Origin of the sequence: Lentibacillus persicus, from assembly GCF_900112705.1 — a bacterium.
GTDB classification, from domain to species: Bacteria; Bacillota; Bacilli; order Bacillales; family Amphibacillaceae; genus Lentibacillus; species Lentibacillus persicus.
Window position 1 is genome coordinate 12,754 of record NZ_FOMR01000011.1, and the last position, 24,643, is coordinate 37,396.

The following is a 24,643-nucleotide window of genomic DNA, read 5'->3' on the forward strand; positions in this document are numbered from 1 at the left end:
CTAGAAAGAATCACAGGGGTGCAAAATTTTACTCATGGTTTTCGTGCCCTTGAAATCAAGATTAAATCGAAGAAATCATCGAAGGAGGAGCAGTGCCATGAAAAAGACTAAACCACTTGTGCTCGGCATTGATGCTGGCGGCACAATGACTGACACGATTCTCGTGGATCAAGAAGGCAATTTTGCTGTCGGCAAGGCACCGACCACACCTAATTACGAATCGGAAGGGTTTATTGAATCAGCGCGCGACGCGACAAATATCTGGGATCTGGACATCAACCAAACCTTTGAAGAACTGGCGGTAGTTCTTTATTCGGGTACAGGCATGCTGAATACGTTGTTATCAAGGACCGGCAAACGCATCGGTCTGATTGTGACACGAGGCATGGAAGACGCCATCCTCATGGGGAGAGGACTTCAATCATGGGCAGGTTATTCTTATGAGGACCGTTTGCATGCCGTTACACATGCTTTTCCTGAGCCTCTCGTTCCCCTCAGCCGGGTGCGTGGCGTGACTGAGCGGATTGACCAGTTTGGGCAAGTCGTTATCCCAGCGTATGAACACGAGGCAATCAGCAGTGTAGAAGAGCTTTTAGAGCAAGACATTGAGGCGCTGTGTATCTGTACCATGTATTCACACGTTAACCCTGAGCATGAAATAAAAATTGGCGAAGCGGCGAAGAAAGTACTGGCTGAACATAACGTCGACATCCCGATTTACTTCAGTCATCAAGTTCGTCCGATTATCCGCGAACAGTCCCGGTTAAACAGCACGCTTATTGAAGCCTATGCAACAGCCAGAGGCCGCGAACAGCTATTGGGTGTTGAAGCGGCTGCTAAAGAACATGGTTTCCCGCACAGCATGCAAACAATGCTTTCATACGGTGGACTTGCGGATGTACGCTATCCACGTCTGCACGAAACGATGATCTCAGGCCCGGTCGGAGGGCTTTTGGGAGCTAAGCATGTCGGTGAGTTGGTTGGGGCAGATTCAGTAATTGTCAGTGATATGGGTGGTACAAGCTTTGATATTGGAGCAATCACCCGCGGCAAAGTGCCGATTGAAGATGAACCGACATTAGCCCGGTTTAAGCTGAATTTGCCGACGTTGGCTATGGATACCATCGGCGCCGGCGGCGGTACGATTGTTAAAGTGGACCCCTCCACAGGCAAGGTGAGTCTGGGCCCGGAAAGCGCTGGTTCTGTTCCAGGTCCGGTAGCTATGGATATGGGCGGCACAGAGCCGACAATTGCTGACTGTGATGCCATAATGGGTCGCTTGAATCCTGATAACTTCCTCGGTGGCAAGGTCAAACTTAATATCGAGAAGGCAACACAGGTGCTGAAAGAAAAAGTTGCCGATCCTTTGGGCGTTGATGTTTATGAAGCAGCCGAAGGAATGGTGAATATGCTGGAGATGGAAGCTAAGTCTTCCATTGAATCCATTATCTCAACGCGTGGGGTCGATCCAGGGGAGTACCATTTGATGGCTTACGGCGGCTCCGGACCGCTTCACATGGCTGAGTACAGCCGCGGGCTTGGTTTTAAAGGTATTTTGACATTTCCGTTTGCGGCAGCATTTTCAGCCTTTGGTTGTACAACGGCGGATTATTTGCACAGACACAGTCAATCCGTCCATATTATGACCGGCCCTGATTCCTCGGATAAGGACCGGGTAGAAGCACGACGTCAGATTAATGAAATCTGGAGTGAACTTGATAAGAAAGCACGCTCGGAGTTTGTCTCTGAGGGTCATGATGCGGATGCAGTCGTATGTGAGCCATTTGCTATGATGCGCTTCACCGGCCAACTTGAAGATGTTGAAGTGGCAGCGCCAATGGCCAGATTAGAGTCAAATGAAGACTTGGATAAGCTTACACAAGCATTTGAAGAATTGTACGAAACGATTAATCGCAGTGTCTCCGGTTATGGTACAGCCGGTTATACAATTATGGAACTCGGCTTAAACGCCCGTGTGGAAAAAGTGAAGCCGGAGTTGAGCCGCCGTCCTTTGGGGTCCAAGACTCCTGATCCTGAAGCGAGCAAAGGAAAGCGTTCCATGTATTACAATCGTGAATGGCAGGAGGCGCAACTTTGGGAAATGGATATGCTGAAACCTGGAAACGTTCTTGAAGGCCCTGCCATTGTCGAGCACCCTGCTACGACCTTGGTGATCCCCGAGGGGGACCGGGTCCGTGTAGATGAATGGACGATTCTTCACTACGAACACGGCGAAGACACGAAAAATTCAGCTGGAAACGTATTGTAGACGAGGTTGAATCTAAAAAAAGGAGGATCCTTATGAGCAACGTATCTGAAAATATAGCAATAGGAATTAAGGAACAGCTGCTTGAGAATGATCGTAAATTCAAAGAAACAGGCTGTTATGCAGGCATAACGGAATTGAAATCCCGAGAGCAGGATCCACTGCGCTATGAAAGCCTGCACACAAAGCTTCGATCAATGACGATAGCATCACGGGAGATGGCCAGAAGCATTTCGGCTTCTCCTGGTGTGCGCGAGGTAGGAGAAATGGTTGTAGCGTTATACACTCCGGAAGGCGATGCAATTAGCCTTTCCACTGGGATTATGGTTCACGTACATACGATGAGCCGATTTATCAAATGGATGATTCAAAATGGATACGAGGACTCACCTGGTATTTGCCCAGGCGATGTTTTCGCTAATAACGATGCTTTTATCGGCACAGTCCAAGTGCCGGACGTTATGGTTGTTATACCAATTTTTCATAATGATGAGCTGGTCGGCTGGGCCGGCACAGTTGCTCACGAATTGGAGGTCGGCGGTATCACCCCAGGCGGTGACGTCTACTTGGCACAAGAACGTTTTACCGAAGGCTTGTTTGTTTGCGCAGAAAAAGTGGGTGAGAAAGACGAACTGCGCCGGGATTATCTAATCCGGTTGGAGCGGAACCTCCGCATGCCTATCTATTGGATGTTCGACGATAAAGCAAAATTGGCAGCTAACCTGGAATTGCGCGAACAAGTGAAACAGCTTATTGATGAAGTCGGTTTAGACTACTACAAACGGGCTACACGCGAATTCATTGAAGAAGGGCGCCGTGCGCAGCTTTCCAAAGTTCAACAGCTTATGGTGCCAGGTCGCTACAGAGGGCACACGTTTTATGGCCACCTCACTGAGGGTAAACCCGGGATCCTGCCTTTAGGCGATGAAAACTTACTGTATTCGATCCCGCTTGAACTGGATGTGGGCAGCGATGGACAAATGCATTTGGATTTTGAAGGAACCGGTTCCTGGGGTTACCACTCGATGAACTGTACACCAGCTGGTATGGACGGCGGATTATTTGTTACCTTGACTCAGTCAATGAACTTTGAAGGTAAAGTGAATGACGGAGCCTGGCTTGCTACAGATATGAATTTACCATCGGGAACTTGGACGAACCCGGACCGGCACACTGTGGCAACGGCCACGTCCTGGGCACTGCTGTTACCGGCCTTTGGCATTTTTCAGCGATTGCTCAGCCGGGGTTTTGTCAGCCGGGGATTCAAAGAAGAAGCGTTTGTCGGCCAGGTAAACAGTCCAATGGTGGAAATGGGCGGCCAAAGCCAGTACGGCAGCCAGTTTGGGATGGCTATGTTTGAGTGTTCCGCAGCCGGCAGTGGCGCTCTTGGTATAAAAGACGGGATCGATAACGGTTATGTCGGCTGGAATCCTGAATCTGACATGGGCAACATGGAGGTTTGGGAGCAGGGCATACCAATGCTCTACTTGGGGCGAAGTATCGCGACTGATTCGGGCGGTGCAGGCCGCAACCGTGGCGGGACAGCTTTCACGTCACTTTGGCTTGTCCACAATACAGACGAAGTGACGATTGCGACGTCCGAACATTCAAGTCGTGTGTTTGATAACGCCGGCATGTGCGGAGGCTATCCGGCGCCAACAGCCCATAGACACTTTACTGTGCGGGACAGCAATATCCAGGAAAGGATTAAAGAGCAGAAGCCTTTACCACACTCGTTGGGTAAAGACCCGTATACGACCGACTTGGAGCGGTTGGTTGAAGGCGAGAAAAAAGAGATTGAAGGACCGCATATAGACAAACCACTGCAATCCGGAGATCTGTTTGCGCACTCATATAATGGGGGCGGCGGTTATGGCGACCCCATCGAACGTGACCCGCTGGATGTTGTCCGGGATGTGGAGAATGGCTATGTGACGCCGGAAATCGCTCAAAGAACCCATGCTGTCGTGCTTGAATATGACGAGGAACGTAACGCATGGCGTGTCAACTCAGAAGCAACTGAAGCTCGACGCACTGAAACCCGAAATGCCCGGTTAAAGAAGGCCATGCCTGTTAAAAATTGGATTGCCTCTGAACGTGAGCGCGTGTTGGAAAAAGACTTTGTTACCGAAGTGTATAAAATGTATCAGGATACAATGGGCATTTCCAGCCAGTTTGCCAAAGAGTTCCGTGAATTCTGGCAGCTGCCGGAAAACTTTACAATGTAAGGAGTGATCATGATGGCAAGTTATGATAAGGAAGTAATTCGTGATTTAATTGACGGTAAACTGCCTTGGCAGACAACGAAATCAATTATGAGTCAGTATAAAGACGATGATCGGTTTTTCAAATATATTGATATCCTTCAAGATCAGGTAAAATTTAACGACCAGATACTGCTGCCGATTGGAGAGCATTTGTATATCGTTGCCAGGAATAGTGAGCCTCAAGGCGAGCGGGTTGTTAAATGTGGCTGTGGTCATGAGTTTGGTCATTACACCAACAACTGGAAGTTAAATGCTGTTATTAATGTTCGAAATGAAGAAGAAGAGATTGCTGAAATCTATCCTGGACGTCATAGCTATGATCCGGACTGGATGGAAATCCGCGAGTTTATTTGTCCAGGTTGTGCCACCCTGTTGGAAGTGGAAGCGGCTGCACCGGGTTACCCGATCGTATTTGATTTCTTGCCGTATTTAGAGACTTTTTACCGTGATTGGCTCGGTCGGGAGTTACCGCCTGAGATTGGGAGAAGTTAATTAAAACGTAATTGGGCCGTGTCAGCGGCCCTTTTTCTTTTCAGCTATGTTTTTTTCGCGTCCTTCATTAACAACCTTACTATAGATTGCTTTGATACTGTATGATTTCATTCCATACGTTAATAATACGGCTTAGGATTAAATTTTAATGAGTAAACCTGGCTGAACATGCATTTATTGAAGTAATTAGACAGGTGATAAGTTAATGGAAGGGGCGATATCAAATGAATGAGCAGGAATTGAGAGAGACCGTTGAACAGATTGTTGATACGCACGCTGTCGGTACGATGGCGACGGTTAAACAAAACAAACCGCACTCACGCTATATGACGTTTATTCGAAAAGAATTAACACTCTATACGGCAACAAGCAGCGAAACACATAAAGCAGAAGAAATAGAAGAAAATCCAAGCACCCATATTTTGTTAGGTTATGAAGGAGAAGGGTTTGGTGATGAATATGTGGAATATGAAGGAAAAGCTGAAATTAACAGCAGCCCTGAACTTAAACAAGAACTATGGACGTCGTATATGGAGAACTGGTTTAATGGACCGGATGATCCCAACTTTATTGTGCTGAAAGTGTCGCCGGTCACAATACGGGTTATGAACAAAAAAGGTGCTGCGCCAAAAACGTTAGAATTATAGCCAGTTGTTATGTACCAAACAGTTAAAAATGAATGTGATTTACCGAATAAAACCGGCTCATTGAGGCCGGCTTTATTTTTACATATTTTCAATGCTTTCTCCTCAATACATAGATGGTATTTCCTGATACAATCATATTATATATATGAAAAGCTTAATCCCAACTGTTCAGGAGGGCGCATATGACTCAGAAAATCGGTATTATTATTCTGCATGGTGCCGGCTCGCCCGATGAAAATTTTGCCGATGGTTTTATTCAAAAGTTGTCAGAAGGTTTCGGTAAGCAGCTGAAAAACTATAACCCGAAAAAGGAACTCGTCTTTCAATCGGTCTTCTGGTCATCGGTATTTGAAGATAAGGCGAAAGCGTTATGGGAAAGAATGGAGACAGGAGCGGATTTGGATTACAATTTCTTGCGGCGATTTGCTGTTAATTTCCTGGCCGATGCTGTTGCATATCAACCGACACCGGACTCTGACCACAACTATGACAACGTCCATGCGCTTTTAGCACAGTGCTTGAACCGACTCCAAACAAAAGCAGGCGCACGGGCACCTTTATGTGTTATTAGCCATAGTCTTGGTTCGGTCGTAGCGAGTAATTATTTTCTTGATTTACAGGTGAAACAGCGCAATATTGGTATAAACACAAAACGGCACACAAGCAATACGCCTTTGGAAAAGGGTGAAACACTTTCTTTATTTTACACGTTGGGAAGTCCGCTTGCTTTATGGTCGTTAAGGTATACTGATTTTGGCGTGCCGGTAAGTGTTCCGTCACCATCATTGCATCGTTATCACACCAACGTAACCGGCGAATGGCTAAACTTTTACGATAAAGATGATATTCTTGCCTATCCGCTTAAAAACCTCAACAAAAACTATCAAAATGCTGTGACCGAGGATGTACAAGTGAACGTTGGCGGTCTCCTGACGAAATGGAATCCTTTATCACATTCCAAGTATGACAACGATAATGCAGTGATTGCTCGAATTGTGGAAGGGCTGGTTCGTACATGGAGGGCCGTTAATCATTAGTCAATTGTAACGCAGGCAGATTTAAAAAGGCGAAAACATTACGATTAAATTCAAAGGAAGAGACGAACGATAATAGGAAGGGTCCGGGACAGGCCGCTCTGGAAATATGCGTCGCCTTTTTCTGCAGTGGTTTTCGCATATTCCCTTCGCCAGCCAAACTTGTCGTTCGTTTTTTTGTATATTAAAATCAAATGTTATGTCCCGGACTTTTCATTAATTTTTTACAATATCAGCGTTTTTCAAGCTCGAAAGCCATGTTTCAAACGTATAAGACATTTCCCAGAATGCCAGTTCATATTCTTTTGCGATTACAAACTGCTCTTTCATCTTTTCCTTTTCGTTTTCGCTTGCTTCGTCAGCTAATTTATTAAGCAGATCGATCATTTCTTGAGTGGCGTTTTGAAACCAATCACTCGCATACATTTGAATCCAATTGGCATATAATTTTTCCGCGGGTTTTGCATCTTGATAAGTGATACCAATGTCGGCGTACAGCCAATAGCATGGCAGCATTGCTGCTACAATTTGTCCCAGGCTGCCGGACAACGAAGCCCTGTACAAATGAGACGTATAGCCATACGCAGTAGGTGCCGGTTTAAAGTTGTTTATTTCTTCATCGGTAATATTTAAAATTTGAGCATGCTCTTTATGCACTGTGAGCTCTGCTTCGGCCGTGTTTTTCGCTTTGTCTGCAAGCGTTGCGGAGACGCTGAAATCATCTGCATGAGCCGCTGCGAACGCATGCACTTTGCCGTAATGCTTTAAATAGTAGATATCCTGCATAATATAGTTTTTAAATGTTTCAAGCGGTAAATCGCCTCGGGCAATCTCTTTAACAAACGGATGGTTTAAACTCAACTCCCAGCTTTGTTTTGTTGCTTCTTTCAACTCGTCTGTGAAACGCATGAAAATCTCTCCTTATTGTTAAGCTTACAGTTCCCAATTTATATCAATCGTTTAACCGATGTACCGGTGATAAAGTGACTTCGCCTGGGCGGTATCATTGGTCCCATGAACAAGCACACGACCGTCCTGAAAAAGAACCAGGCGATTGGAGTCAATGGCAACCGATAACAGAAAAGGGTTTTGTTCGACTGTACCTACTTGAGCTAACTGGTCAGCCACTTTGGGCAAATCCGGTTTTTCAGTCGTTTCAGGACGGATTTGAACGGTATCCCGGCCGCACAAAACAGCGGTCTTCGTTTGATTCTCGTAATTCAGAAAAGGATATGACGGTGATTTGCCGCAAGAAGAACAGTTGTCGCTTTTTAACGGGTCAACTTTAATTGATGATTGATTGTTCGTCCAAATATCGAATGAGACGAGTGTGTTTCTCAGTGCGTCCCGGTTTTCTGTCAATATCTTTAATGCTTCCGCGGTCTGGTGTGCTGTTACCAGTTGAACGATGGGGCTTATAACCCCGGCTGTATCACACGTTAACCCGCCAATCGGTACTTGTTCCATCAAGCAATGCAGACAAGGTGTTTCATTCGGTATAATCGTGTAGCTGATGCCATAACTGCTGACAATAGCACCGTATATCCAGGGAATGTTGAATTTCTGAGCCGTATCATTCATTATCATGCGAATGTCAAAATTGTCTGTGGCGTCGAGCATAAGGTCAACGCCATCCACCAGCTGCTCCATTTTCTCCGGCGTAACATCAGTCACCTCAGCTTCAAGTACGACGTCCCGATTGATGGCCTGCAGTTTTCTCTTTGCAACAATCGCTTTAGGCATCCGGTTGATCGCATCTTCCTCGGTATAGAGCTGTTGGCGCTGGAGATTGCTCCATTCAACATAATCACGATCTGCAATGGTTATTTTGCCTGTTCCGGCACGTGTGAGCATTTCAGCAATGCTCGTTCCCAGTGCTCCGGCACCGATGATTAAAACGTGTTTACGGCGCAAGTGGCGCTGGCCTTCACTGCCAATTGGCGAAAATAATATTTGTCTGGAATAACGTTCTTCCATCAGATACTTATCCCTTCTTGCGGGCTGCTCGCTGTCGCGTATGATTTTTTTGGAATACGGCCCGCTTCATAACCAAGTCTGCCTGCTTCAACAGCACGTTTCATAGCTTCAGCCATTTTGACAGGGTCATTTGCGCCAGATACAGCGGTGTTTAATAGAATCCCGTCCGCGCCTAGTTCCATCGCATAAGCAGCATCTTTCGGTGAACCGATTCCCGCATCGACAATAACGGGGACGTTTGATTGTTCAATAATAAAGCTTAAATTAATCGGGTTGATAATGCCTTGTCCTGACCCGATCGGTGATGCACCAGGCATAATGGCATGCGCGCCCATTTCTTCCAATTTTCTTGCCAGTACGACATCATCTGATGTGTATGGAAGCACGATGAAACCTTCTTTCAGCAGCTCTTCTGTTGCATTCAGTGTTTCAACAGGGTCGGGCAGCAGTGTTTTTTTATCCCCGATCACTTCGACTTTGATCATGTCACATAGGCCGGATGCGCTTGCGAGTTTAGCCGTTCGTACAGCTTCTTTTGCCGTGTATGCACCTGCTGTGTTTGGTAATAAGTCATAGTTATGGATATCAATTTTTTCCAATAGATTGGGCTGGGATGATTCGAAAATATCCATTCGGCGTACAGAAAAAGTTAAAATATCCGTTTCCGATACATCGACCGCTTTTTTTTGTATGTCAACATTCGGGTATTTCCCGGTCCCTAACAGTAATCGGGACTGGAAAGTCTTTTCGCCAATTGTCAGCATATCAGCCACCTCCTACAAAATGTACAAATTCCAGTTTATCACCATCCGCCACTTCTCTTGTGGAATGGGACGTCTTATCGATGATGTCACCGTTATGCTCGACGATGACAACCGGCGGATCATCAAAAAAATGAAGAATGACATCAGAAACCGTGGTTACATGCGCTGGTAAATCAATCGTTGATCCATTGATATAAAGACTCATAAATGTACCTCCTTGTGTGTTCGGCGCTGAAAGCCAAAAGCTTTATCAACAGGCTTGCCTTCGATATAATCAGCCATCAGCAAACCGGTAAGCGGCGCTAATAAAATCCCGTTTCGAAAATGCCCGGAAGCCAGCCACAATCCTTGTATCTCAGGGTGCTCATCCATATATGGCAGGCTGTCCGCGGTTTGTGGGCGATGACCGCTCCATGCTGTTTCCCATTTGGCATGTTTGAGTTCAGGGACAAGCTGAAGGGCGCTTGTCATCAATGAATGGAGCCCCTCGAGTGGTACGGATTGATCCATATTATGGGGCCTTTGCGTTGCGCCAACAATAACTCTTCCACCTGCTTTCGGTACGAGGTAGCATGATTCTGAAAAAATACTCGACGTTATCAGATGTTCATTCCCACGGATGGAAAAGCATTCGCCTTTTACCGGGTAAAGATCCAGTGGAACACTGGTTTTCTCCCAAAGCCAATTGCTCCACGCACCACCCGCTGTTATCACGGTATCGGCAAGAAATGTCCCGTTGGTTGTATTGACGCCGGTAATGTGATTATTTTCAGTCAAAAACTCCTGTACTTCGGTATATTCAAGAATATCTGCCCCTAAACTGACTGCTGACTGGGCAAGTGCTTTTGTGAAGAGCGGTGCATTGACTTGCCCGTCGTTTGCCATATAAAGACCGCCTGTTATGGCATTGTTAATGGCTGGTTCTTTTTCTTTCACTTGTTCGCCGGACAGCCATAATGCTTCTTCTCCGGATTCCTGTTGGTGTGCAAAAGCCTGCTTTAATCGGGTGGATTCCGATTTGGTTTGGGCAATCCTGAGAATCCCGCTTTGAAGCAGTTCGATATCTATCCCGCTGAGTGATTTGAGTTCTTCTGCTAAGGCTGGAAACATCGCTCTGCTTTGAAGTGATAGGGATGAAAGCGGGCTGTCACTTTTCAATTCATTTTGCGCTCCTAACATCCCCGCTGCTGCCCGGGACGCCTTTTGGCCAATTTCGTCTTTTTCAATAATAAGCACCTGATAATCGCGCTTGCTCAATTGAAAGGCAATGGAGCTGCCAATGACACCGCCGCCGACTATAATGACATCATACACGTCGTTCACCACCTTTCCGTAATGCGTTGTTATAAGCTGCTGCTTTTTGCAAAGGGTTCTCTGCCAGTAATACACCGGATAATACAGCAATTCCGCTGGCGCCCGTTTCCATGACATCCGTTGTGTTTTCCGGTGTAATCCCGCCTATCGCCAACACAGGTATGTCTACCTGCTGAACGACGTTTTTGAGTGCTGTGAGTCCTTTAGGTTCCAAATCGGGTTTTGACCGCGTTTCAAATACATGACCGAAGATTAAATAATCGGCACCTTTTTTGCAGGCGTTTATGGCTTCTTCGGTCGAATGCACAGAAGCGCCGATATGCAGTTCTGGATATGCATGACGGGTAGTCGCTATATCTTTGCTGGCATGCGTTAATTGCACGCCTTTTGCTCCAACGTTATGAGCAACTGCTGCCCGGTGGTTAATCATTATTTTTTCAAGTGGCACGCCTTTGGCCTGAAGCTTACTGACGGTTTGGGTTAATTGTTTATCGGTCCATGATTTTTCCCGCAGATGAATCGCGTCAGCATAGTGTATAATTTGTTCGGAAATGGCTGCCAGTTGTTCCGGCGTCTGCTGTCCGGTTGAGATGACATGAAATGCGTCTGAATCTGGAGAAGTCATCTTAGCACGGTCCATTGCTAACTACCTCCCGGGCTTGGCATCTTAACAACATAAAAAACCACTTCCCTAATGTAAGGAAAGTGGTTGTGAACGTTACGTTTATAGATTGGCATTATTCGTTCGTCACTTCCCTTCGCCGGTATGAGCCGTGTCAGGTTCAAAGGGTCTCAAAGTACATTGCTTTGATCTCAGCCTTCTATAAAGGCACCCCTAGTGCTGTCGTTATTTAATTGTTATGTTAATTATAACATCGATTAAATTATTGTCAATCGTTTAATTTTTCTTTCATTTTAAAATACCCGGTAGCCGCTAAGGCAGAAGGAACTTGTTTATAGTGATACCCGTATAAGCAGTTCATTACGACTCGATTAAGGATACATGATATGTTAAGCAGAATATGTTTTAATTGGCAGTATGCCGAGCCGAATGAGTGAAAGGAGAGCAAGCGAATGACTTCGACGAATGATTTATCACGTTTACATCGACGCCTAATTGTGGCAACCACATTATCTGCTTCTTTTTTATCTGTTCTGACGCAGTTTTTGCTCATTACGGCTTTTCCAAAAATAATGACTGAATTTAATATTGATTCAAGTGAGGTTCAATGGCTGACAACAAGCTTTATGTTAACAGTTGCCGTGCTTATCCCGATTACGGGTTATTTCATCGACAGGTTTAAAACAAGGACATTAATGACGAGCGCGATGACCTTGTTTTTTATAGGGACGTTGATTGGCTTAATTGCGCCTTCTTTTTCCATTTTAATTGTTGGTCGTATTGTTCAAGGCATCGGTTCCGGCATTATGATACCGTTAATGCAAACAATCATGTTCTTAAGCTATCCGAGAGAAAAACGGGGGTTTGCCATGGGGCTGGCCGCGCTCGTCATTAACGTTGCCCCTGCGGTGGGTCCGCCGATATCCGGTTTGTTGATTGAGTATTTCGAGTGGCGCGGGTTGTTTCTTTTAACGCTTCCGGTTGCTGCAATTATTCTGCTTTTAGTTTATCTGTTCATGCGTAATATTACCGAGCAACGGAAAACAGCAATTGACTACTTATCAATCATTTTTTCCACCGTCGGTTTTGGCGGCATCCTTTATGGTTTCAACAGAATAGAGGAGGCTGGCTTAACTGATGCAGGGGCCCTCGTGAGTTTGACTGGAGGCATTATAGCGCTAGGTTTATTTGTATTTCGGCAGTTGCGGCTGGAGACGCCAATTCTTGAATTGCGTGTGCTAAAAGTACCTGTTTTTGCACTTGTGGCCTTTATTTCAATTCTTTCGTTCAGTTTATTGATTTCAATCGAAACCATTTTGCCGATGTATGTTCAAAATGCGCAGCAGCTTTCTGCTTATTACGGCGGATTGATTGTCATGCCCGGCGCACTGACACTTGCTGTTATGTCCCTTTTTGCAGGAAGATTGTTTGATAAATACGGCGGGAAAACGATTGCGATAATCGGTTTTGTTTTGCTCTGTTTAAGCACCCTTGGTTTTTATTTTGTGATTGACCTTGATACACCTTTCTTTGTAGCGATGGTTTTATTCATGGTGCCAATGGCAGGTGTTGCTCTGATTAACATGCCGATTATGACGGCTGGCATTAATGCGTTGCCGGATGCTTTAATTCCTCATGGGACGGCAGTCATTAATACGGCTCGTCAATTTGGAGGATCGTTAGGGTTAACGTTTATTATTTCCTTTATCAGCAGGGCAGCGGGTGACTCCGGCCCCGTGAACCCGATTAATTATCTGAGCGGGGTGAAAACAGCTTTTTTCGTTGCTTTCCTATTTGCAATTACTGGACTGGTTCTCTCATGCTTTTTGAAAAAGAGTAATTCAATGGAGGAAGCATTTTAATGGGTTGACGGCAAGGTGTTTGTGCTGATAAGCTATCTGGATAGAAAAGTCATTCTATCTAGTTGAAGGAGAAATGATTACATGAGTCGATCCTTAAAACGAGACACATTACTTGAAGTAGCTGAACGATTATTTTATGAACATGGCTTCCGCGGGGTAGGCTTAAAGCAAATAATCAGTGAAGCGAATGTAGCTACGATGACGCTTTATAATCATTTCCCGTCCAAGGATAATCTCGTGGAAGAAGTACTTAAGCTGCGCGAAGAACGCTACTGGTCTTATTTGGACTCCCATGTAGAAATGGATTCGGATTCCCCGTTTATTTTGGCTGTGGAAGCCCATGGTCGCTGGTTAAAGGAACAATCTTACCAGGGTGATATGTTTTTAAGAGCAATAGAAGATTACAGTGGAACAGATAATGATATTGAAAATATTGCAAGGGGCCATAAATCCAAATTACTTCGATATTTTCAGCGATTGGCTCAAAGGAAAGGGAAAGATAATGAACGTGATTTAGCACATCAATTCACATTGCTGCTGGAAGGAACCACTTCCATGACGACATTAATTGGTGCAGAGAAAGCAACCGAACATTCAATTGCGATGGCGAGGACAATTGTCCGGCAAACATCGTAATTTTTTTAATCAGAAGTAGAAAGGTCGTTCTATATAATTTTAGGCGGTTAGGGTGATACCATGAAATTTTCAAGGTTAGTGCTGCCCGGAGTGACGATGGTCGCTGTTACCTATGGTTTGGCGAGGTTTAGCTATGGGTTGCTTCTGCCGGATATTAATGCCTCGCTTAATATGTCTGAGTTTTTGTCAGGAGCAACATCGTCGCTGTTTTATTTAGCTTACTGTGTCACGATTGTTCTTTCAACTGTGATAACAACACAAGAAGGCCCAAGAAGAATGATCCTCCTGGCTGGACTGTCGGCGTTTGTGGGAATGTTGATGATGGCAGTCACGCCGAATGCATGGGTCCTCGCGTTTGGTGTGTTGTTGGCCGGAGGGAGCACAGGGTTGGTTTCTCCTCCATACGGTGCGGCGATATCACTATGGATCCAAGAAGAGAAGCAAGGCAAGGCAAATACGTGGATTAACTCAGGAACAAGCTTGGGCATCGTCCTTTCAGGAGCGGGTGCTTATTTTTTAACACCAAATTGGAGGCTGACATATTTAATTTATGCGGTTCTGACTTTACTGATATTGGTGTGGAATTACAAAGCGATTCCAAAAGGCAGAATGGGTTCAAGATTGAGGTTTAAGAAAGGAAACTATTCAATACGAGGTGTGAAAGAAGCTAAGCCTTTAATTGCGGCATCTCTTATTCTTGGAATTTCCACCGCGGCGTTCTGGACGTTTTCCAGATCTTTTGTTGAAGTGGCTGGTGATTATAGTGATTGGCAGCTTTCCGGCTTTTGGGTTGTGATTGGACTGTTTGGTGTGCTGGGGGGGTTTTCCGGGTCGTTAATCGAAAAGGGAGGCTTGCCATTCGCTTATAAATTAGGCAGTTTATCCATTGCCTCAGCTTCAATTATTCTGGCTGTTGCACCAGGGAATTGGTTGATGTCTTACTTATCGGCTGGAATCTTTGGTTGTTCCTATATTTTCCTGACGGGTGTTCTGCTTGTCTGGGGAATTCGCGTGTTTATTGCGAATGCGTCGCTGGGCATTGGCGTTCCGTTTTTACTTCTGGCGGTCGGGCAAGTAATCGGTTCAATACTTGCCGGATGGCTCGTTGGGTCATGGGGCTATGCTGCGTCGTTTATGATACATGGTGTATTGGGCTTGACAGCTCTCCTTATGGGTCCCGGAAAGCGTCAAAATGAGATGGCGAATATTACCTCAGATTAAATTAAGCAGTTGAATAATTGACGCTTAAAGTGCTATGTTTAAACATGGCTGGAAACTTATATAAAAAGATAAAATCAAAAAGGGAGAGAAGCATTGATTTGGGAAGTGCTTAACGTTGTCGGCACCATCGCATTTGCAGTCAGTGGTGCCATTATTGCGACACAAGAGGACTATGATATTTTAGGGGTATATGTGTTAGGGTTCGTAACAGCATTTGGGGGAAGTACAATCCGTAACTTACTAATTGGTATACCGATTGAAAACATTTGGACTCAAGGTAATTTATTCATCGTCGTCTTCTCGGTGATTACGGTTGTTTTTCTATTGCCAAACCCCTGGCTTCAATATTGGAATAAATGGGGAATTCTTTTCGATGCGATTGGTTTGGCGTCATTTGCCATTCAAGGAGCTTTAAGTGCTGTACAGGTCGATGCACCGCTGAGTGCAGTTCTTGTTGCGGCAACCTTGACCGGATCAGGCGGCGGTATGCTTAGGGATGTGCTTGCAGGACGCAAGCCGATGATTTTCCGCGAGGAGATTTATGCACTTTGGGCCACATTGGGAGGCTTAGCCATAGGACTCGGTGTGATCAGCGGTCCCTGGACAACAGGTATTCTGTTTGTCGCAATCGTGACGTTGAGGATGTGTTCGGTGCGTTTTAATTGGCGCCTTCCTCGGCACCCAATATGGTGAGATACTAAAGAAAAAGAGAACAGGTTTATCCGCTTGCCCCTGTTCTCTTACACGATCATCGGTCGCTTGCTTTACTATAATGCAATGGCGGTGACACTAACCAGCCTTTCTCTTTGGTAAGCCTGAGAACTTTAGCTCCGAGTTGTGCCTTTTGTGTATGGAATTGGCCATACATCATTGCAATATCTTCTCGTACTGATTCACCAATCATCTTACTGCATGAAACTAATCCTGCTGCAATTTCTGTGGATAGGGCCGCTGCTATTTCCGCATCCTGAAAACGTGCTCCCGCTGGAATATCCTCCGGAGAGGCGTTCGGACGTTCCGGTGGTGTTGGCGGCAGACCAATCCCGTGCTCCTTCAAGAGCTTTTCAACCTGCTGACTTTCCTGTTGAGCAGCTTGAATCGCTTCCTCAAGCAATTTCCGTAAATCTTCATCACCTGCATGATTAAGTTGTGTCTGATTACCGGCAATAACTGCTTTTGCACCGCTCAAATACATCCATGCGCCATATACTTCACCATAGTGCATTGGTTCATCTTTGGGATTTCCGCTTAGTATGCCCATTCGAATCCTCCTTAAAAATTCATTTAATGGTATCATCTTTCCAATTATTAAACTGCCCTGGGGACATCAAATTATTCAACTTAGCAGAGAACTCGTTCAAGCAAATCGTTAAGTTTGGTTCCATTCAGGTGAGCAGCGCGCCCATCAAGGACAGCTGTTCAACGTGCAGACAATAATGTAAAGAAAAGGGATGGAAATAATACATAGCAGTGTCGTTAGAAGCACCCCGATTGATGGAAAAACCGTATCCCCTCCGTATTTTTGTGAATAAAGTGAAATCGTTGGAGCAGAAGGCATTCCCGAAACTAATACAGCAATCAGAACTGCGTGAGACGGCGCAGGCAAGGCAATAAATGGAAGTAGGAGACATGGGATGATGATTAGCCTGGCGAGTGCTGCTTTCCATATATAAGTATTTTTAATAAATGACGCAAAATTCTTGTATGCCACGTTTGCGATTAGAATTCCTATCATCATCATGGAAAGCGGAATCGTCATTTTACCGACTGTTTCAAGTCCTGTCGATAACATTGCGGGCCATCCGATGGGAAGTAAAAAAACTGCCAGCCCGATAATGGTGGACAGAAAACCAGGGTTTAAGAAGATATTTTTCCATGTAATGGTTGCTGTATTTTTTCCAAACAGATAAATTCCGTACGTCCATATGAGTATGAGGTAACATAAATTAAAAATGGTCAAATAAATGATCCCTTGCTCTCCCAGCAGAATAAAACTGACAGCATAGCCGATAAACCCTTGATTGCCGAAAATAATGAGCCCTTCATAGGGGCTTTTTTGTTTCTCCGGAAGCTTGGCATGCTGACGCATCCAGTATGCCAGAAAACATGCAAAGATAAGGATGTATACAGACATAACAAAAAGCCATACAAATTCTTTTAACAAACTTAAGGAAAACGAAATATCAAGCGAATATAAAATGAGAGCTGGCAATGTAATATAAAGAACGAGCTGTGTTAAAACGTCATTTGCATTTTCATTTAAGATACTTGCCTTTCTGGCCGCAAACCCTATACCGGCTATTCCATAAAGTATTAGCATTTCTTGTATAAACGCACTTGCGGACCCCATAATTATCCCTCCGCTTTACTGTATGAGAGGAGGAATTGAGTGGTTAATATCATAAGTTCAGAAAGCAGTTCCAAATGAAAAGCGGCAGTCCCTCTGACTTATTGGAGAGACTGCCGTTTTATTTGAACATCAGATTGTCTCATACAGTGCGGAAAGCTATGATGGTATTTGTTCAGTGGTTATTACCGCTATTATTTATCGCGTTTTTCAGTATCCGACAGGTCTGTTTCTTCACCAAATTCGGTTCCATACTTTAACCTGCCGGACTCCATTCCGTCACGGTTTTTTTCTCTATATTCCTCGTGGTCAGGCTCGAACAAAAGTGTTAAACAATATAAACTGCTTAAACCGACTAAAGCATAAACAATTCTGGCAAGCATGCCATCCTGGCCGCCAAAAATTGCCGCAACCAAATCAAACTGAAAGAATCCAATCAGACCCCAGTTTATCCCGCCTATAATTGTTAACAGAAGCGCGAAACGTTTAAGTCCATCCATAAATATTCACCTCCTCATTCAATTAAGAAACCCTGGCAATTTTATTTTTTGTAACAACTTATCATTTATGCGTATGCTTTTTTATATACTGATTAATGTTGCAATGTTTCTTTTTTGGAGAAAGAAGTGCTTCAGCTTAAATTGGATAATTGATGGGCAAAATTCAGTAAGCAGGATTTTTAAAAAGGCAAAAAAAATCGCCCCTGAGACAAAGGGGCAATTTTAAGGTATAAATTAAGAGGCTTGGGGATAATTAATCGTTTATGTGGGGGAAGAAAGAAAACTCCCCTATTATATTACGCAGCCATTTCACGGCAAACTTTCGCACAGCGGTGGCATGCTTCTGCACAATCCTGGCAATGTTGATGCTCATGTTTCGCACACTCATCACCACATGCCTGGCAAATTTCAGCGCATAGACCGCAGATTTGCTGTGCAAATGGGCTGTTGCTTTGCATTGCCTTGGCAGCAAACGCGCACATATCGGCACATTCACGGTCCAGCCTGATACACTCGGTCATCATTTTCACGTTGTCCTCGTTTAAACAGTCATTGTAACATTTGTTGCATTGCTCCATGCAGTTCAGGCATTCTTTAATACATTCTTCATAAGTCATGCTATTCACCCTTTCTGTATTTAGTGGCTGCATATTCATAAATAGTCTACCCAACAAAGACAAACGAAAAACTTCTCATATCATATGCCTGTCTTCAATCTGGGTTATATGTACATATTCAGGGTTACGTGCATAGACTATGGCGACTATGCTTGAAAGGGATGAGCAAATGAATTATAAGCCGTTTATGTATCCAAACTGTCCTTGCTTTGATGGCTGGTCAATGTACCCATCCGGTCATCAGCCTGCACACCCTGGTAATCCATACGGGATGAGTTATGACATGCAACAGCCGTATATGGAGTGTCGGGACTATGGCCGTCAACCCTTCACGGTTAATATTAAACAGAGAGCTGAAGCAAATCGAACCTACCGGACAGCCATATGGACTGGTAAATATCTTCAGGTTACAGTAATGAGCATTAATCCTGGGGAAGATATTGGCCTCGAAGTACATCCATCCACTGATCAGTTTCTGCGTGTTGAAGCAGGACGCGGATTAGTCAGGATGGGCGAAAATCAGTACAATCTGGATTATGAAATGCACGTCCAGGAAAATGATGCGATTATGGTTCCTGCCGGTAAATGGCACAACCTGATTAACATCGGCCATACGCCATTGAAACTTTATACAATTTATGCGCCGCCTGAGCACCCATTCGGTACTGTTCACATGACGAAACATGAGGCAATGGAAGACGAATAGAGGTACTGTCGGAAAAGGGGCTTGGACATAACTCAAAAGAGCATTTTGAAAGATGAACAAAGCGTATGTCAGCGGAAGAAATATACGGAGACTTCTGCGGGACTAGAGGCATAGGTGAGACCCCGCAGGGCGCAGCCCGAGGAGGCTCACCAGCCGCCCGCGAAAAGCGACGAGCAAAGCTTCCACCGAGTCAGCTGCGAGTTGCGAGGAGTGCTGCTGCACCGAGTTCACTGGCAACACGACGAGCACCCAAGTATATTTCTGGAGCGGGTCATTTGCACCCCCGTTTACTTGGTTAGTTCATTTTCCTTCAACTAAAGCTCTTTTGTCCCAGCCGATCTTTCCGGCGTTTTATGCATTTTGGGGCATTGTTTCGAATTGTTAATACAGGGTAAGTTGACATGTGGATCGTTTTGCGAAATACTAAAAAATAAAGGGTATACTGTTTTGTTAAAACGCTTTACGAAGGGGGCTACATACATGAATCGACCATTGCAGTCAATCACTGATCGTGTTTCAACCAGGAAAGGGATGTGGCTTACACTGACCATTTGGCTGGCTGGAACATTGATGCTTGCACTTTTTGCACCGAGCGCTCAAGACTATCAGGTGACCAGCATCGATTCAATACCGGAGGATGCTCAATCGTCCGTCGCTCAGTCTAAAATAGATCATTATTTCGGCGATAATGATGGCATTTCGGCGATTATGGTGTTTCAGGCTGATAATAAAGAGGCCGGGCTGGCGGAAATCCCGGCTTTTTTGGAGGCCATTAAAGAAGAAAATATCTCGGGTATCAAGAATATTGTACCACTGGGGGAAATGCCGCCTCAGGCTGCAGCGCAGTTCTATTCTGAGGATGAAACAACCACGATGGTGCCGATGACACTTGATGCGTCTTTGGATTCTGATGAGATAAAATCCACAATCGATAAAGTTTATGAATTGCAACAGGATGCTCGTGTCACGATGAAGATTACCGGTCCGGCTGCTATCGGGGCTGATACCACAGAGTTGTTTTCAAGAGCGGATATCGTTTTGATCCTGTCGACTGTAGGCATTATTCTTGTACTTCTTGTTGTGATATACCGTTCACCGTTTTTGGCGTTGATTCCACTACTGGGTGCCGCGTTCGTTTATGAAGTGGTGAATCAAATACTGGGTCTGATGGGGATGGCAGGACTGGATATCGGACAGCAGTCGTTTTCAATTATGACGATTTTATTGTTTGCTGCACTTATTGATTATTCACTTTTTGTATTTTCGCGGTATAATGAAGAACTGAAGCAGCATGAAAGTAAGCATGAAGCGATGAAGCTTGCCATGAGAGGCACGGGTGTTCCGATCTTTTACTCGGGGGGGACCGTGTTTGCTGCGATGCTTGTGTTGTTCTTTGCTGAGTTTGCTGAATACCGCAATTTTGCCCCGATTTTTGGTACAGCTGTTATTGTCGTTTTAATTGCTTCACTGACATTAGTGCCGGCAATGTTTACCTTGTTCGGGCGGAAGGCTTTTTGGCCGAAAGTGCCGCATGTCGGTGACAAACAAGTTAAAAAAAGCTCATTCTGGGCAAAAGTCGGACGGCTTGTAACACAATCACCGGTTAATTCAGTGGCCATTATTGTGATAATTTTATTAGGCTCGGCTTTCAATATCGTCAATCTTGAGTATGAGTTCAATACGATGAAATCCTTCCCTGAGGATATGCCATCCAGAGAAGGGTATGAAATGCTGGAAGAAAAGTTTGAACCGGGCGATTTGGCACCTGCTTCTGTACTGCTTGAAGCAGATGGTTCGGTCAATGAAGAAAAGCGTCAGGAACTTGCGGCTGACCTTTCTGATCAGCCGCTTGTTGAAAGCGTCCGTGTGCAGAATATGACCGATGATCAGGAGGCGATCTCCTATCAAATGACGTTTGGGGCAAACCCTTATTCAAAGGAAACAATGGATGCACTTGAGGGTATAATAAATGACTCGGAAAGTATCTTGGCTGACAGTAATCTTAATGGTGACTTATACTTTGCAGGGGAGACGGCTGTATCTGTTGATGACCGCTCATTGAATAACCGGGACTTAATTGTAATTGTCACACTGGAGACGCTGCTGATTTTCGGTATGCTTATCTTTTTAACCAGATCGTTCAAAATGCCATTGTACATGATGGGGACGATTCTTGTTTCGTTTGTGGCAGCACTCGGACTGGGCACATTAATGACAGATCTTTTCTTTGGTATAGATACCGTGAGCAACCGTGTGCCGCTTTATGCTTTTGTTTTCCTTGTTGCATTGGGCATCGACTATAATATCATGCTCGTTTCACGCTTTATGGAGGAGCGGGAGATGTATCCGGTAAGAGAAGCAGTGGAAAAAGCTGTAGCGAATACAGGCGGTGTTATTTCCTCTGCAGGTATCATTCTTGCAGCGACATTCAGTGTGCTCATGACTCAGCCCATACAACTTTTGTTTGTATTTGGGTTTATTGTCGCAGTGGGGATTCTGATGGATACATTCCTGATCAGGGGCGTTTTGCTGCCGGGATTGCTTGTTTTATTTGAGAAAGATAAGAAACGAAACCAGTAAACCCAGTAGAAGTTTAAATTGGTATGAACTCAGGAAAACATAAACCATACTTAAAATTGAGGTGAGATGAAATGGAATTGAAGAATAAGACCGTTGTCATCACCGGGGCAAGCAGCGGAATTGGTGAATCGACCGCTGAACGGTTTGTCAAAGAAGGTGCCAATGTCGTTCTTGCCGCAAGACGACAAGAGCGCCTGGAGGAAATCAAAAAACGGCTGGATGCGTACGAAGGCAAAATTGCCATCAAAACGACCGATGTCACATCGCGTCAAGAAGTGGAAGACCTTATTCAGTATGCCATTGGTGAATTCAATCAAGTGGACGTATTGTTCAATAATGCCGGTTTAATGCCGCTCAGTTACATGAAAAATACGAAAGTGGACGAATGGGAGCGCATGGTTGATGTTAATGTGAAAGGCGTACTTTATGGTATTGGAGCAGTTCTGCCGCATATGATTGAACGGAATGAAGGGCATATTTTAACAACATCATCTGTTGCCGGACATGAAGTTTTTCCAACGGGGGCTGTCTATAGCGGAACGAAATTTGCAGCACGCGTCATTATGGAAGGCCTTGCGAAAGAAGTGAAAAATACCGACGTCCGTACCACGTCGATTTCCCCGGGTGTCGTCGATACGGAATTGATGACGACCATTACCGACGAAGAAGTATTGAATAAACAGAAAGGCGGCATGCCGTTCACCCCGCTTAAAGGAACCGATATTGCCGAAGCCGTTTACTACGCTGTCAGCCAGCCGAAAAATGTTGATATTAATGAAGTCATCGTCCGTCCAAATAATCAATAAATTGCCTGTTACAGCTCCTTTCCAATCAAATGGGAAGGAGCTTTTAAGTTAAGTCAGTAAAATTACTTAATTCTGCCACATTTCCACCAACCCCGTGCCAATATTTATTTGTAACATAAAAAATACTCCCCCTTAAGATAGAGGAGTTAAGAGATTTACCCATCCATCCATTCAAAAACCATACGAAGGGAGAGATGCAATGTTTAAACCGGACCAAAAAAAGGCCAAGCCTGGTGACATCATTGAGTTTGAACAAAATGGTATCTTGGTGCAGGGGGAAGTCCTGCCATCACGAACACAGAATTGTTCAGTGGTTGATATCACTCGCACAAAAAACTATGCCGCATTAAACCATGGATACCCGAACACCGTGGTTGACCACAAAAGTTACAGAATTATTCAATGATCAGCAACATGCGTTTACTGCCGAATGAGTTAAAAAAGTGCTTAGAATGATCCCATTTGTAAAATAACCCTTCCTTTATAATAGAACGAAAAAAAGAGGCAGGATCCGAGGAAAATATTTTCTTGGATCATGCCTCTTTTTGTTTGTGACAGTTTTTGAAAGGTAATGTTACAGAAAATCCATAAACTGTGATTTATTTCAATCCTGATTGTTAAAAAAGTGCAAAATGTCGAACATGGTCGAAAACCGGAGAAATATACAGGAATTCTAAGATGGATCCCTTATGAAATCTATACAATAAAAATTGTATAGATTTTTGAAATTGTACAGACTTAAATGCTTGTTTGTTTAAACACTTCTATCCTCTATACTTAGAAAAGTGTTCAAACGGAAAGCAATAATGGAGGTGCAAACATTGTTAGAGTTTAAAAATGTTACGAAAAAATACTCAGACGGCACAACTGCTGTCAAAGATTTAAATTTAAAAGTTGATACAGGAGAATTCGTTTGCTTCATCGGTCCCAGTGGATGTGGGAAAACCACAACAATGAAAATGGTGAACCGTTTAATTGACATAACGGAAGGGTCGATTCTTGTCGACGATAAAGATATTAAAGAACAGGATGCGGTTGAATTGCGACGGTCGATGGGCTATGTCATCCAGCAAATCGGTCTGATGCCGCATATGACGATAAAAGAAAATATTGTCCTTGTCGGGACATTATTACAGTGGCCAAAAGAGAGAAAAGATGAACGTGCACGTGAACTGCTGAAGCTTGTAAACATGCCCGAGGATTACTTGGACAAATACCCGCATGAACTTAGCGGCGGCCAGCAGCAGCGTATTGGTGTTTTGCGGGCACTTGCTGTTAACCCGCCACTTATTTTGATGGATGAGCCTTTCGGAGCTCTTGATCCGATTACTAGGGACTCACTCCAGGAAGAATTTAAAAAGCTTCAGAAAGAACTTAATAAAACAATTATTTTTGTAACACACGACATGGATGAGGCACTTAAGCTGGCAGATAGAGTGGTAATCATGCGCGATGGTGAAATTGTGCAGGCAGATACGCCTGAAAATATTGTTCGGCATCCTGCGAATGAATTCGTTGAAGAATTTCTCGGTAAAGATCGATTGATTCAGGGACGACCTGACGTGACGACTGTTGAACAGATCATGGAAGGTTTTCCGGTTACAGTGACAACAAAAACCACATTGAAATCAGCCATCTCAACCATGCGTGACAAACATGTGGATTCATTGCTTGTGGTTGATTCAGACAATGTGCTAAAGGGTTATATCGATATCGAAGCGATTAACCTTAACTATAAAAAAGCGAATAACGTAGATGACGTTATGGAAACTGAAGTATTTTCAGTGCTTGGTGACAGTTTGTTGCGTGATACCGTTCATAAAATTTTGCGTCGGGGTGCCAAATACGTGCCTGTGGTCGATGAAGGTAACCATCTGGCAGGGATTGTTACGCGGGCAACTCTGGCAAACCTTGTTTATGACACGATTTGGGGCGACGGAATGGAACTTGAAGATACTGCGGCGGCAGGAGAATAGGAGGCAGAT

At 44.5% G+C, this 24,643-nt stretch carries 24 protein-coding genes and 1 riboswitch; of the genes, 14 read left to right on the forward strand and 10 right to left on the reverse strand.

The annotated features are described in order from the left end of the window. Nucleotides 1-97 precede the first annotated feature (97 nt). From BMZ22_RS13555 to BMZ22_RS13575, 5 genes are all read left to right on the forward strand, one after another. Nucleotides 98-2,269 (forward strand): hydantoinase/oxoprolinase family protein, encoded by a 2,172-nt coding sequence (locus BMZ22_RS13555; protein ID WP_090086536.1) that lies wholly within the window; start codon nt 98-100, stop codon nt 2,267-2,269. Between the two features lie 32 nt (nt 2,270-2,301). Further along, the gene (locus BMZ22_RS13560) at nt 2,302-4,494 is read left to right on the forward strand and encodes a hydantoinase B/oxoprolinase family protein (protein ID WP_090086538.1); all 2,193 of its coding nucleotides are present in this window, start codon (nt 2,302-2,304) and stop codon (nt 4,492-4,494) included. A gap of 12 nt (nt 4,495-4,506) precedes the next feature. Further along, complete coding sequence (locus tag BMZ22_RS13565) at nt 4,507-5,025, forward strand: acetone carboxylase subunit gamma (protein ID WP_090086540.1); 519 nt, start codon at nt 4,507-4,509, stop codon at nt 5,023-5,025. Between the two features lie 224 nt (nt 5,026-5,249). Beyond that, nucleotides 5,250-5,672: a pyridoxamine 5'-phosphate oxidase family protein gene (locus BMZ22_RS13570; protein ID WP_090086542.1), complete on the forward strand. Its 423-nt coding sequence runs from the start codon at nt 5,250-5,252 to the stop codon at nt 5,670-5,672. Nucleotides 5,673-5,854: 182 nt separating this feature from the next. Then, on the forward strand, nt 5,855-6,709 hold the full coding sequence (locus BMZ22_RS13575; protein WP_090086543.1) for a chemotaxis protein: 855 nt from the start codon (nt 5,855-5,857) through the stop codon (nt 6,707-6,709). Between the two features lie 213 nt (nt 6,710-6,922). Here the strand turns inward: BMZ22_RS13575 and tenA are convergent, their stop codons facing one another. From tenA to BMZ22_RS13605, 6 genes are read right to left on the reverse strand one after another with little or no spacing between them, the layout of a single operon-like run. Continuing rightward, the gene (gene tenA, locus BMZ22_RS13580; RefSeq protein WP_090086544.1) at nt 6,923-7,615 is read right to left on the reverse strand and encodes a thiaminase II; all 693 of its coding nucleotides are present in this window, start codon (nt 7,613-7,615) and stop codon (nt 6,923-6,925) included. Nucleotides 7,616-7,666: 51 nt separating this feature from the next. Continuing rightward, entirely contained in the window at nt 7,667-8,683 is a 1,017-nt protein-coding gene (locus tag BMZ22_RS13585) for a thiazole biosynthesis adenylyltransferase ThiF (RefSeq protein WP_090086546.1), read from the reverse strand. After that, entirely contained in the window at nt 8,683-9,447 is a 765-nt protein-coding gene (locus BMZ22_RS13590; RefSeq protein ID WP_090086548.1) for a thiazole synthase, read from the reverse strand. Before BMZ22_RS13590 ends, BMZ22_RS13585 begins: the two co-directional genes overlap by 1 nt. 1 nt (nt 9,448) lies before the next feature. After that, nucleotides 9,449-9,652 carry a sulfur carrier protein ThiS gene (thiS, locus tag BMZ22_RS13595; protein ID WP_090086550.1) on the reverse strand — a complete coding sequence of 68 codons (204 nt, stop codon included), beginning with the start codon at nt 9,650-9,652 and terminating at the stop codon, nt 9,449-9,451. After that, a complete protein-coding gene (thiO, locus tag BMZ22_RS13600) occupies nt 9,649-10,773 on the reverse strand; it encodes a glycine oxidase ThiO (protein ID WP_245745438.1) in 1,125 nt (374 codons plus the stop codon). The genes thiS and thiO overlap by 4 nt, the downstream gene beginning before the upstream one ends. Then, the gene (locus BMZ22_RS13605; protein WP_090086554.1) at nt 10,754-11,401 is read right to left on the reverse strand and encodes a thiamine phosphate synthase; all 648 of its coding nucleotides are present in this window, start codon (nt 11,399-11,401) and stop codon (nt 10,754-10,756) included. The genes thiO and BMZ22_RS13605 overlap by 20 nt, the downstream gene beginning before the upstream one ends. A 96-nt stretch (nt 11,402-11,497) precedes the next feature. Continuing rightward, nucleotides 11,498-11,608, reverse strand: a riboswitch (TPP riboswitch). Between the two features lie 227 nt (nt 11,609-11,835). On the opposite strand from BMZ22_RS13605, the gene BMZ22_RS13610 reads away from it, so the two are divergent. The 4 genes from BMZ22_RS13610 to BMZ22_RS13625 all read left to right on the forward strand — a co-directional run bounded on the left by BMZ22_RS13610 (nt 11,836) and on the right by BMZ22_RS13625 (nt 15,795). Continuing rightward, the gene (locus BMZ22_RS13610) at nt 11,836-13,245 is read left to right on the forward strand and encodes an MDR family MFS transporter (protein WP_090086556.1); all 1,410 of its coding nucleotides are present in this window, start codon (nt 11,836-11,838) and stop codon (nt 13,243-13,245) included. An 81-nt stretch (nt 13,246-13,326) separates the two neighbouring features. After that, nucleotides 13,327-13,881, forward strand: coding sequence for a TetR/AcrR family transcriptional regulator (locus tag BMZ22_RS13615; protein WP_090086558.1), 555 nt, complete (start codon nt 13,327-13,329; stop codon nt 13,879-13,881). Nucleotides 13,882-13,941: 60 nt separating this feature from the next. Further along, complete coding sequence (locus tag BMZ22_RS13620; RefSeq protein ID WP_090086560.1) at nt 13,942-15,102, forward strand: MFS transporter; 1,161 nt, start codon at nt 13,942-13,944, stop codon at nt 15,100-15,102. 93 nt (nt 15,103-15,195) lie between these two features. After that, nucleotides 15,196-15,795, forward strand: a complete 600-nt coding sequence (locus tag BMZ22_RS13625; protein WP_090086562.1) for a trimeric intracellular cation channel family protein — start codon at nt 15,196-15,198, stop codon at nt 15,793-15,795. A gap of 55 nt (nt 15,796-15,850) precedes the next feature. Here BMZ22_RS13625 and BMZ22_RS13630 read toward each other — a convergent pair whose 3' ends face one another. From BMZ22_RS13630 to BMZ22_RS13645, 4 genes are all read right to left on the reverse strand, one after another. Next, a complete protein-coding gene (locus BMZ22_RS13630; protein WP_090086564.1) occupies nt 15,851-16,363 on the reverse strand; it encodes a DUF3231 family protein in 513 nt (170 codons plus the stop codon). Between the two features lie 144 nt (nt 16,364-16,507). After that, nucleotides 16,508-17,452 (reverse strand): AEC family transporter, encoded by a 945-nt coding sequence (locus BMZ22_RS13635; RefSeq protein ID WP_090086566.1) that lies wholly within the window; start codon nt 17,450-17,452, stop codon nt 16,508-16,510. A gap of 191 nt (nt 17,453-17,643) precedes the next feature. Continuing rightward, on the reverse strand, nt 17,644-17,949 hold the full coding sequence (locus BMZ22_RS13640; protein WP_090086569.1) for a DUF378 domain-containing protein: 306 nt from the start codon (nt 17,947-17,949) through the stop codon (nt 17,644-17,646). A 296-nt stretch (nt 17,950-18,245) separates the two neighbouring features. Beyond that, a complete protein-coding gene (locus tag BMZ22_RS13645) occupies nt 18,246-18,566 on the reverse strand; it encodes a four-helix bundle copper-binding protein (RefSeq protein ID WP_090086571.1) in 321 nt (106 codons plus the stop codon). Nucleotides 18,567-18,735: 169 nt separating this feature from the next. Here BMZ22_RS13645 and BMZ22_RS13650 point away from each other — a divergent pair, with 169 nt between their 5' ends. The 5 genes from BMZ22_RS13650 (at nt 18,736) to BMZ22_RS13670 (ending at nt 24,634) form a co-directional block, all read left to right on the forward strand. Then, the gene (locus BMZ22_RS13650; RefSeq protein ID WP_090086573.1) at nt 18,736-19,272 is read left to right on the forward strand and encodes a cupin domain-containing protein; all 537 of its coding nucleotides are present in this window, start codon (nt 18,736-18,738) and stop codon (nt 19,270-19,272) included. A gap of 480 nt (nt 19,273-19,752) precedes the next feature. Beyond that, the gene (locus tag BMZ22_RS13655) at nt 19,753-21,852 is read left to right on the forward strand and encodes an MMPL family transporter (protein WP_090086574.1); all 2,100 of its coding nucleotides are present in this window, start codon (nt 19,753-19,755) and stop codon (nt 21,850-21,852) included. Between the two features lie 71 nt (nt 21,853-21,923). After that, nucleotides 21,924-22,658 (forward strand): SDR family oxidoreductase, encoded by a 735-nt coding sequence (locus BMZ22_RS13660; protein ID WP_090086576.1) that lies wholly within the window; start codon nt 21,924-21,926, stop codon nt 22,656-22,658. Between the two features lie 199 nt (nt 22,659-22,857). Then, a complete protein-coding gene (locus tag BMZ22_RS13665; RefSeq protein ID WP_090086578.1) occupies nt 22,858-23,064 on the forward strand; it encodes a YkvS family protein in 207 nt (68 codons plus the stop codon). 415 nt (nt 23,065-23,479) lie between these two features. Beyond that, nucleotides 23,480-24,634, forward strand: coding sequence for a betaine/proline/choline family ABC transporter ATP-binding protein (locus tag BMZ22_RS13670; RefSeq protein WP_090086580.1), 1,155 nt, complete (start codon nt 23,480-23,482; stop codon nt 24,632-24,634). The last annotated feature ends 9 nt before the right edge of the window (nt 24,635-24,643 follow it).

What these genes read in the sequence shown, in the direction of transcription:
- BMZ22_RS13555 (WP_090086536.1), top strand. Translation starts at nt 98, where the DNA reads ATGAAAAAGACTAAACCACTTGTGCTCGGCATTGATGCTGGCGGCACA.
- BMZ22_RS13560 (WP_090086538.1), top strand. Translation starts at nt 2,302, where the DNA reads ATGAGCAACGTATCTGAAAATATAGCAATAGGAATTAAGGAACAGCTG.
- BMZ22_RS13565 (WP_090086540.1), top strand. Translation starts at nt 4,507, where the DNA reads ATGGCAAGTTATGATAAGGAAGTAATTCGTGATTTAATTGACGGTAAA.
- BMZ22_RS13570 (WP_090086542.1), top strand. Translation starts at nt 5,250, where the DNA reads ATGAATGAGCAGGAATTGAGAGAGACCGTTGAACAGATTGTTGATACG.
- BMZ22_RS13575 (WP_090086543.1), top strand. Translation starts at nt 5,855, where the DNA reads ATGACTCAGAAAATCGGTATTATTATTCTGCATGGTGCCGGCTCGCCC.
- tenA (WP_090086544.1), bottom strand. Translation starts at nt 7,615, where the DNA reads ATGCGTTTCACAGACGAGTTGAAAGAAGCAACAAAACAAAGCTGGGAG.
- BMZ22_RS13585 (WP_090086546.1), bottom strand. Translation starts at nt 8,683, where the DNA reads ATGGAAGAACGTTATTCCAGACAAATATTATTTTCGCCAATTGGCAGT.
- BMZ22_RS13590 (WP_090086548.1), bottom strand. Translation starts at nt 9,447, where the DNA reads ATGCTGACAATTGGCGAAAAGACTTTCCAGTCCCGATTACTGTTAGGG.
- thiS (WP_090086550.1), bottom strand. Translation starts at nt 9,652, where the DNA reads ATGAGTCTTTATATCAATGGATCAACGATTGATTTACCAGCGCATGTA.
- BMZ22_RS13605 (WP_090086554.1), bottom strand. Translation starts at nt 11,401, where the DNA reads ATGGACCGTGCTAAGATGACTTCTCCAGATTCAGACGCATTTCATGTC.
- BMZ22_RS13610 (WP_090086556.1), top strand. Translation starts at nt 11,836, where the DNA reads ATGACTTCGACGAATGATTTATCACGTTTACATCGACGCCTAATTGTG.
- BMZ22_RS13615 (WP_090086558.1), top strand. Translation starts at nt 13,327, where the DNA reads ATGAGTCGATCCTTAAAACGAGACACATTACTTGAAGTAGCTGAACGA.
- BMZ22_RS13620 (WP_090086560.1), top strand. Translation starts at nt 13,942, where the DNA reads ATGAAATTTTCAAGGTTAGTGCTGCCCGGAGTGACGATGGTCGCTGTT.
- BMZ22_RS13630 (WP_090086564.1), bottom strand. Translation starts at nt 16,363, where the DNA reads ATGGGCATACTAAGCGGAAATCCCAAAGATGAACCAATGCACTATGGT.
- BMZ22_RS13635 (WP_090086566.1), bottom strand. Translation starts at nt 17,452, where the DNA reads ATGGGGTCCGCAAGTGCGTTTATACAAGAAATGCTAATACTTTATGGA.
- BMZ22_RS13640 (WP_090086569.1), bottom strand. Translation starts at nt 17,949, where the DNA reads ATGGATGGACTTAAACGTTTCGCGCTTCTGTTAACAATTATAGGCGGG.
- BMZ22_RS13645 (WP_090086571.1), bottom strand. Translation starts at nt 18,566, where the DNA reads ATGACTTATGAAGAATGTATTAAAGAATGCCTGAACTGCATGGAGCAA.
- BMZ22_RS13650 (WP_090086573.1), top strand. Translation starts at nt 18,736, where the DNA reads ATGAATTATAAGCCGTTTATGTATCCAAACTGTCCTTGCTTTGATGGC.
- BMZ22_RS13655 (WP_090086574.1), top strand. Translation starts at nt 19,753, where the DNA reads ATGAATCGACCATTGCAGTCAATCACTGATCGTGTTTCAACCAGGAAA.
- BMZ22_RS13660 (WP_090086576.1), top strand. Translation starts at nt 21,924, where the DNA reads ATGGAATTGAAGAATAAGACCGTTGTCATCACCGGGGCAAGCAGCGGA.
- BMZ22_RS13665 (WP_090086578.1), top strand. Translation starts at nt 22,858, where the DNA reads ATGTTTAAACCGGACCAAAAAAAGGCCAAGCCTGGTGACATCATTGAG.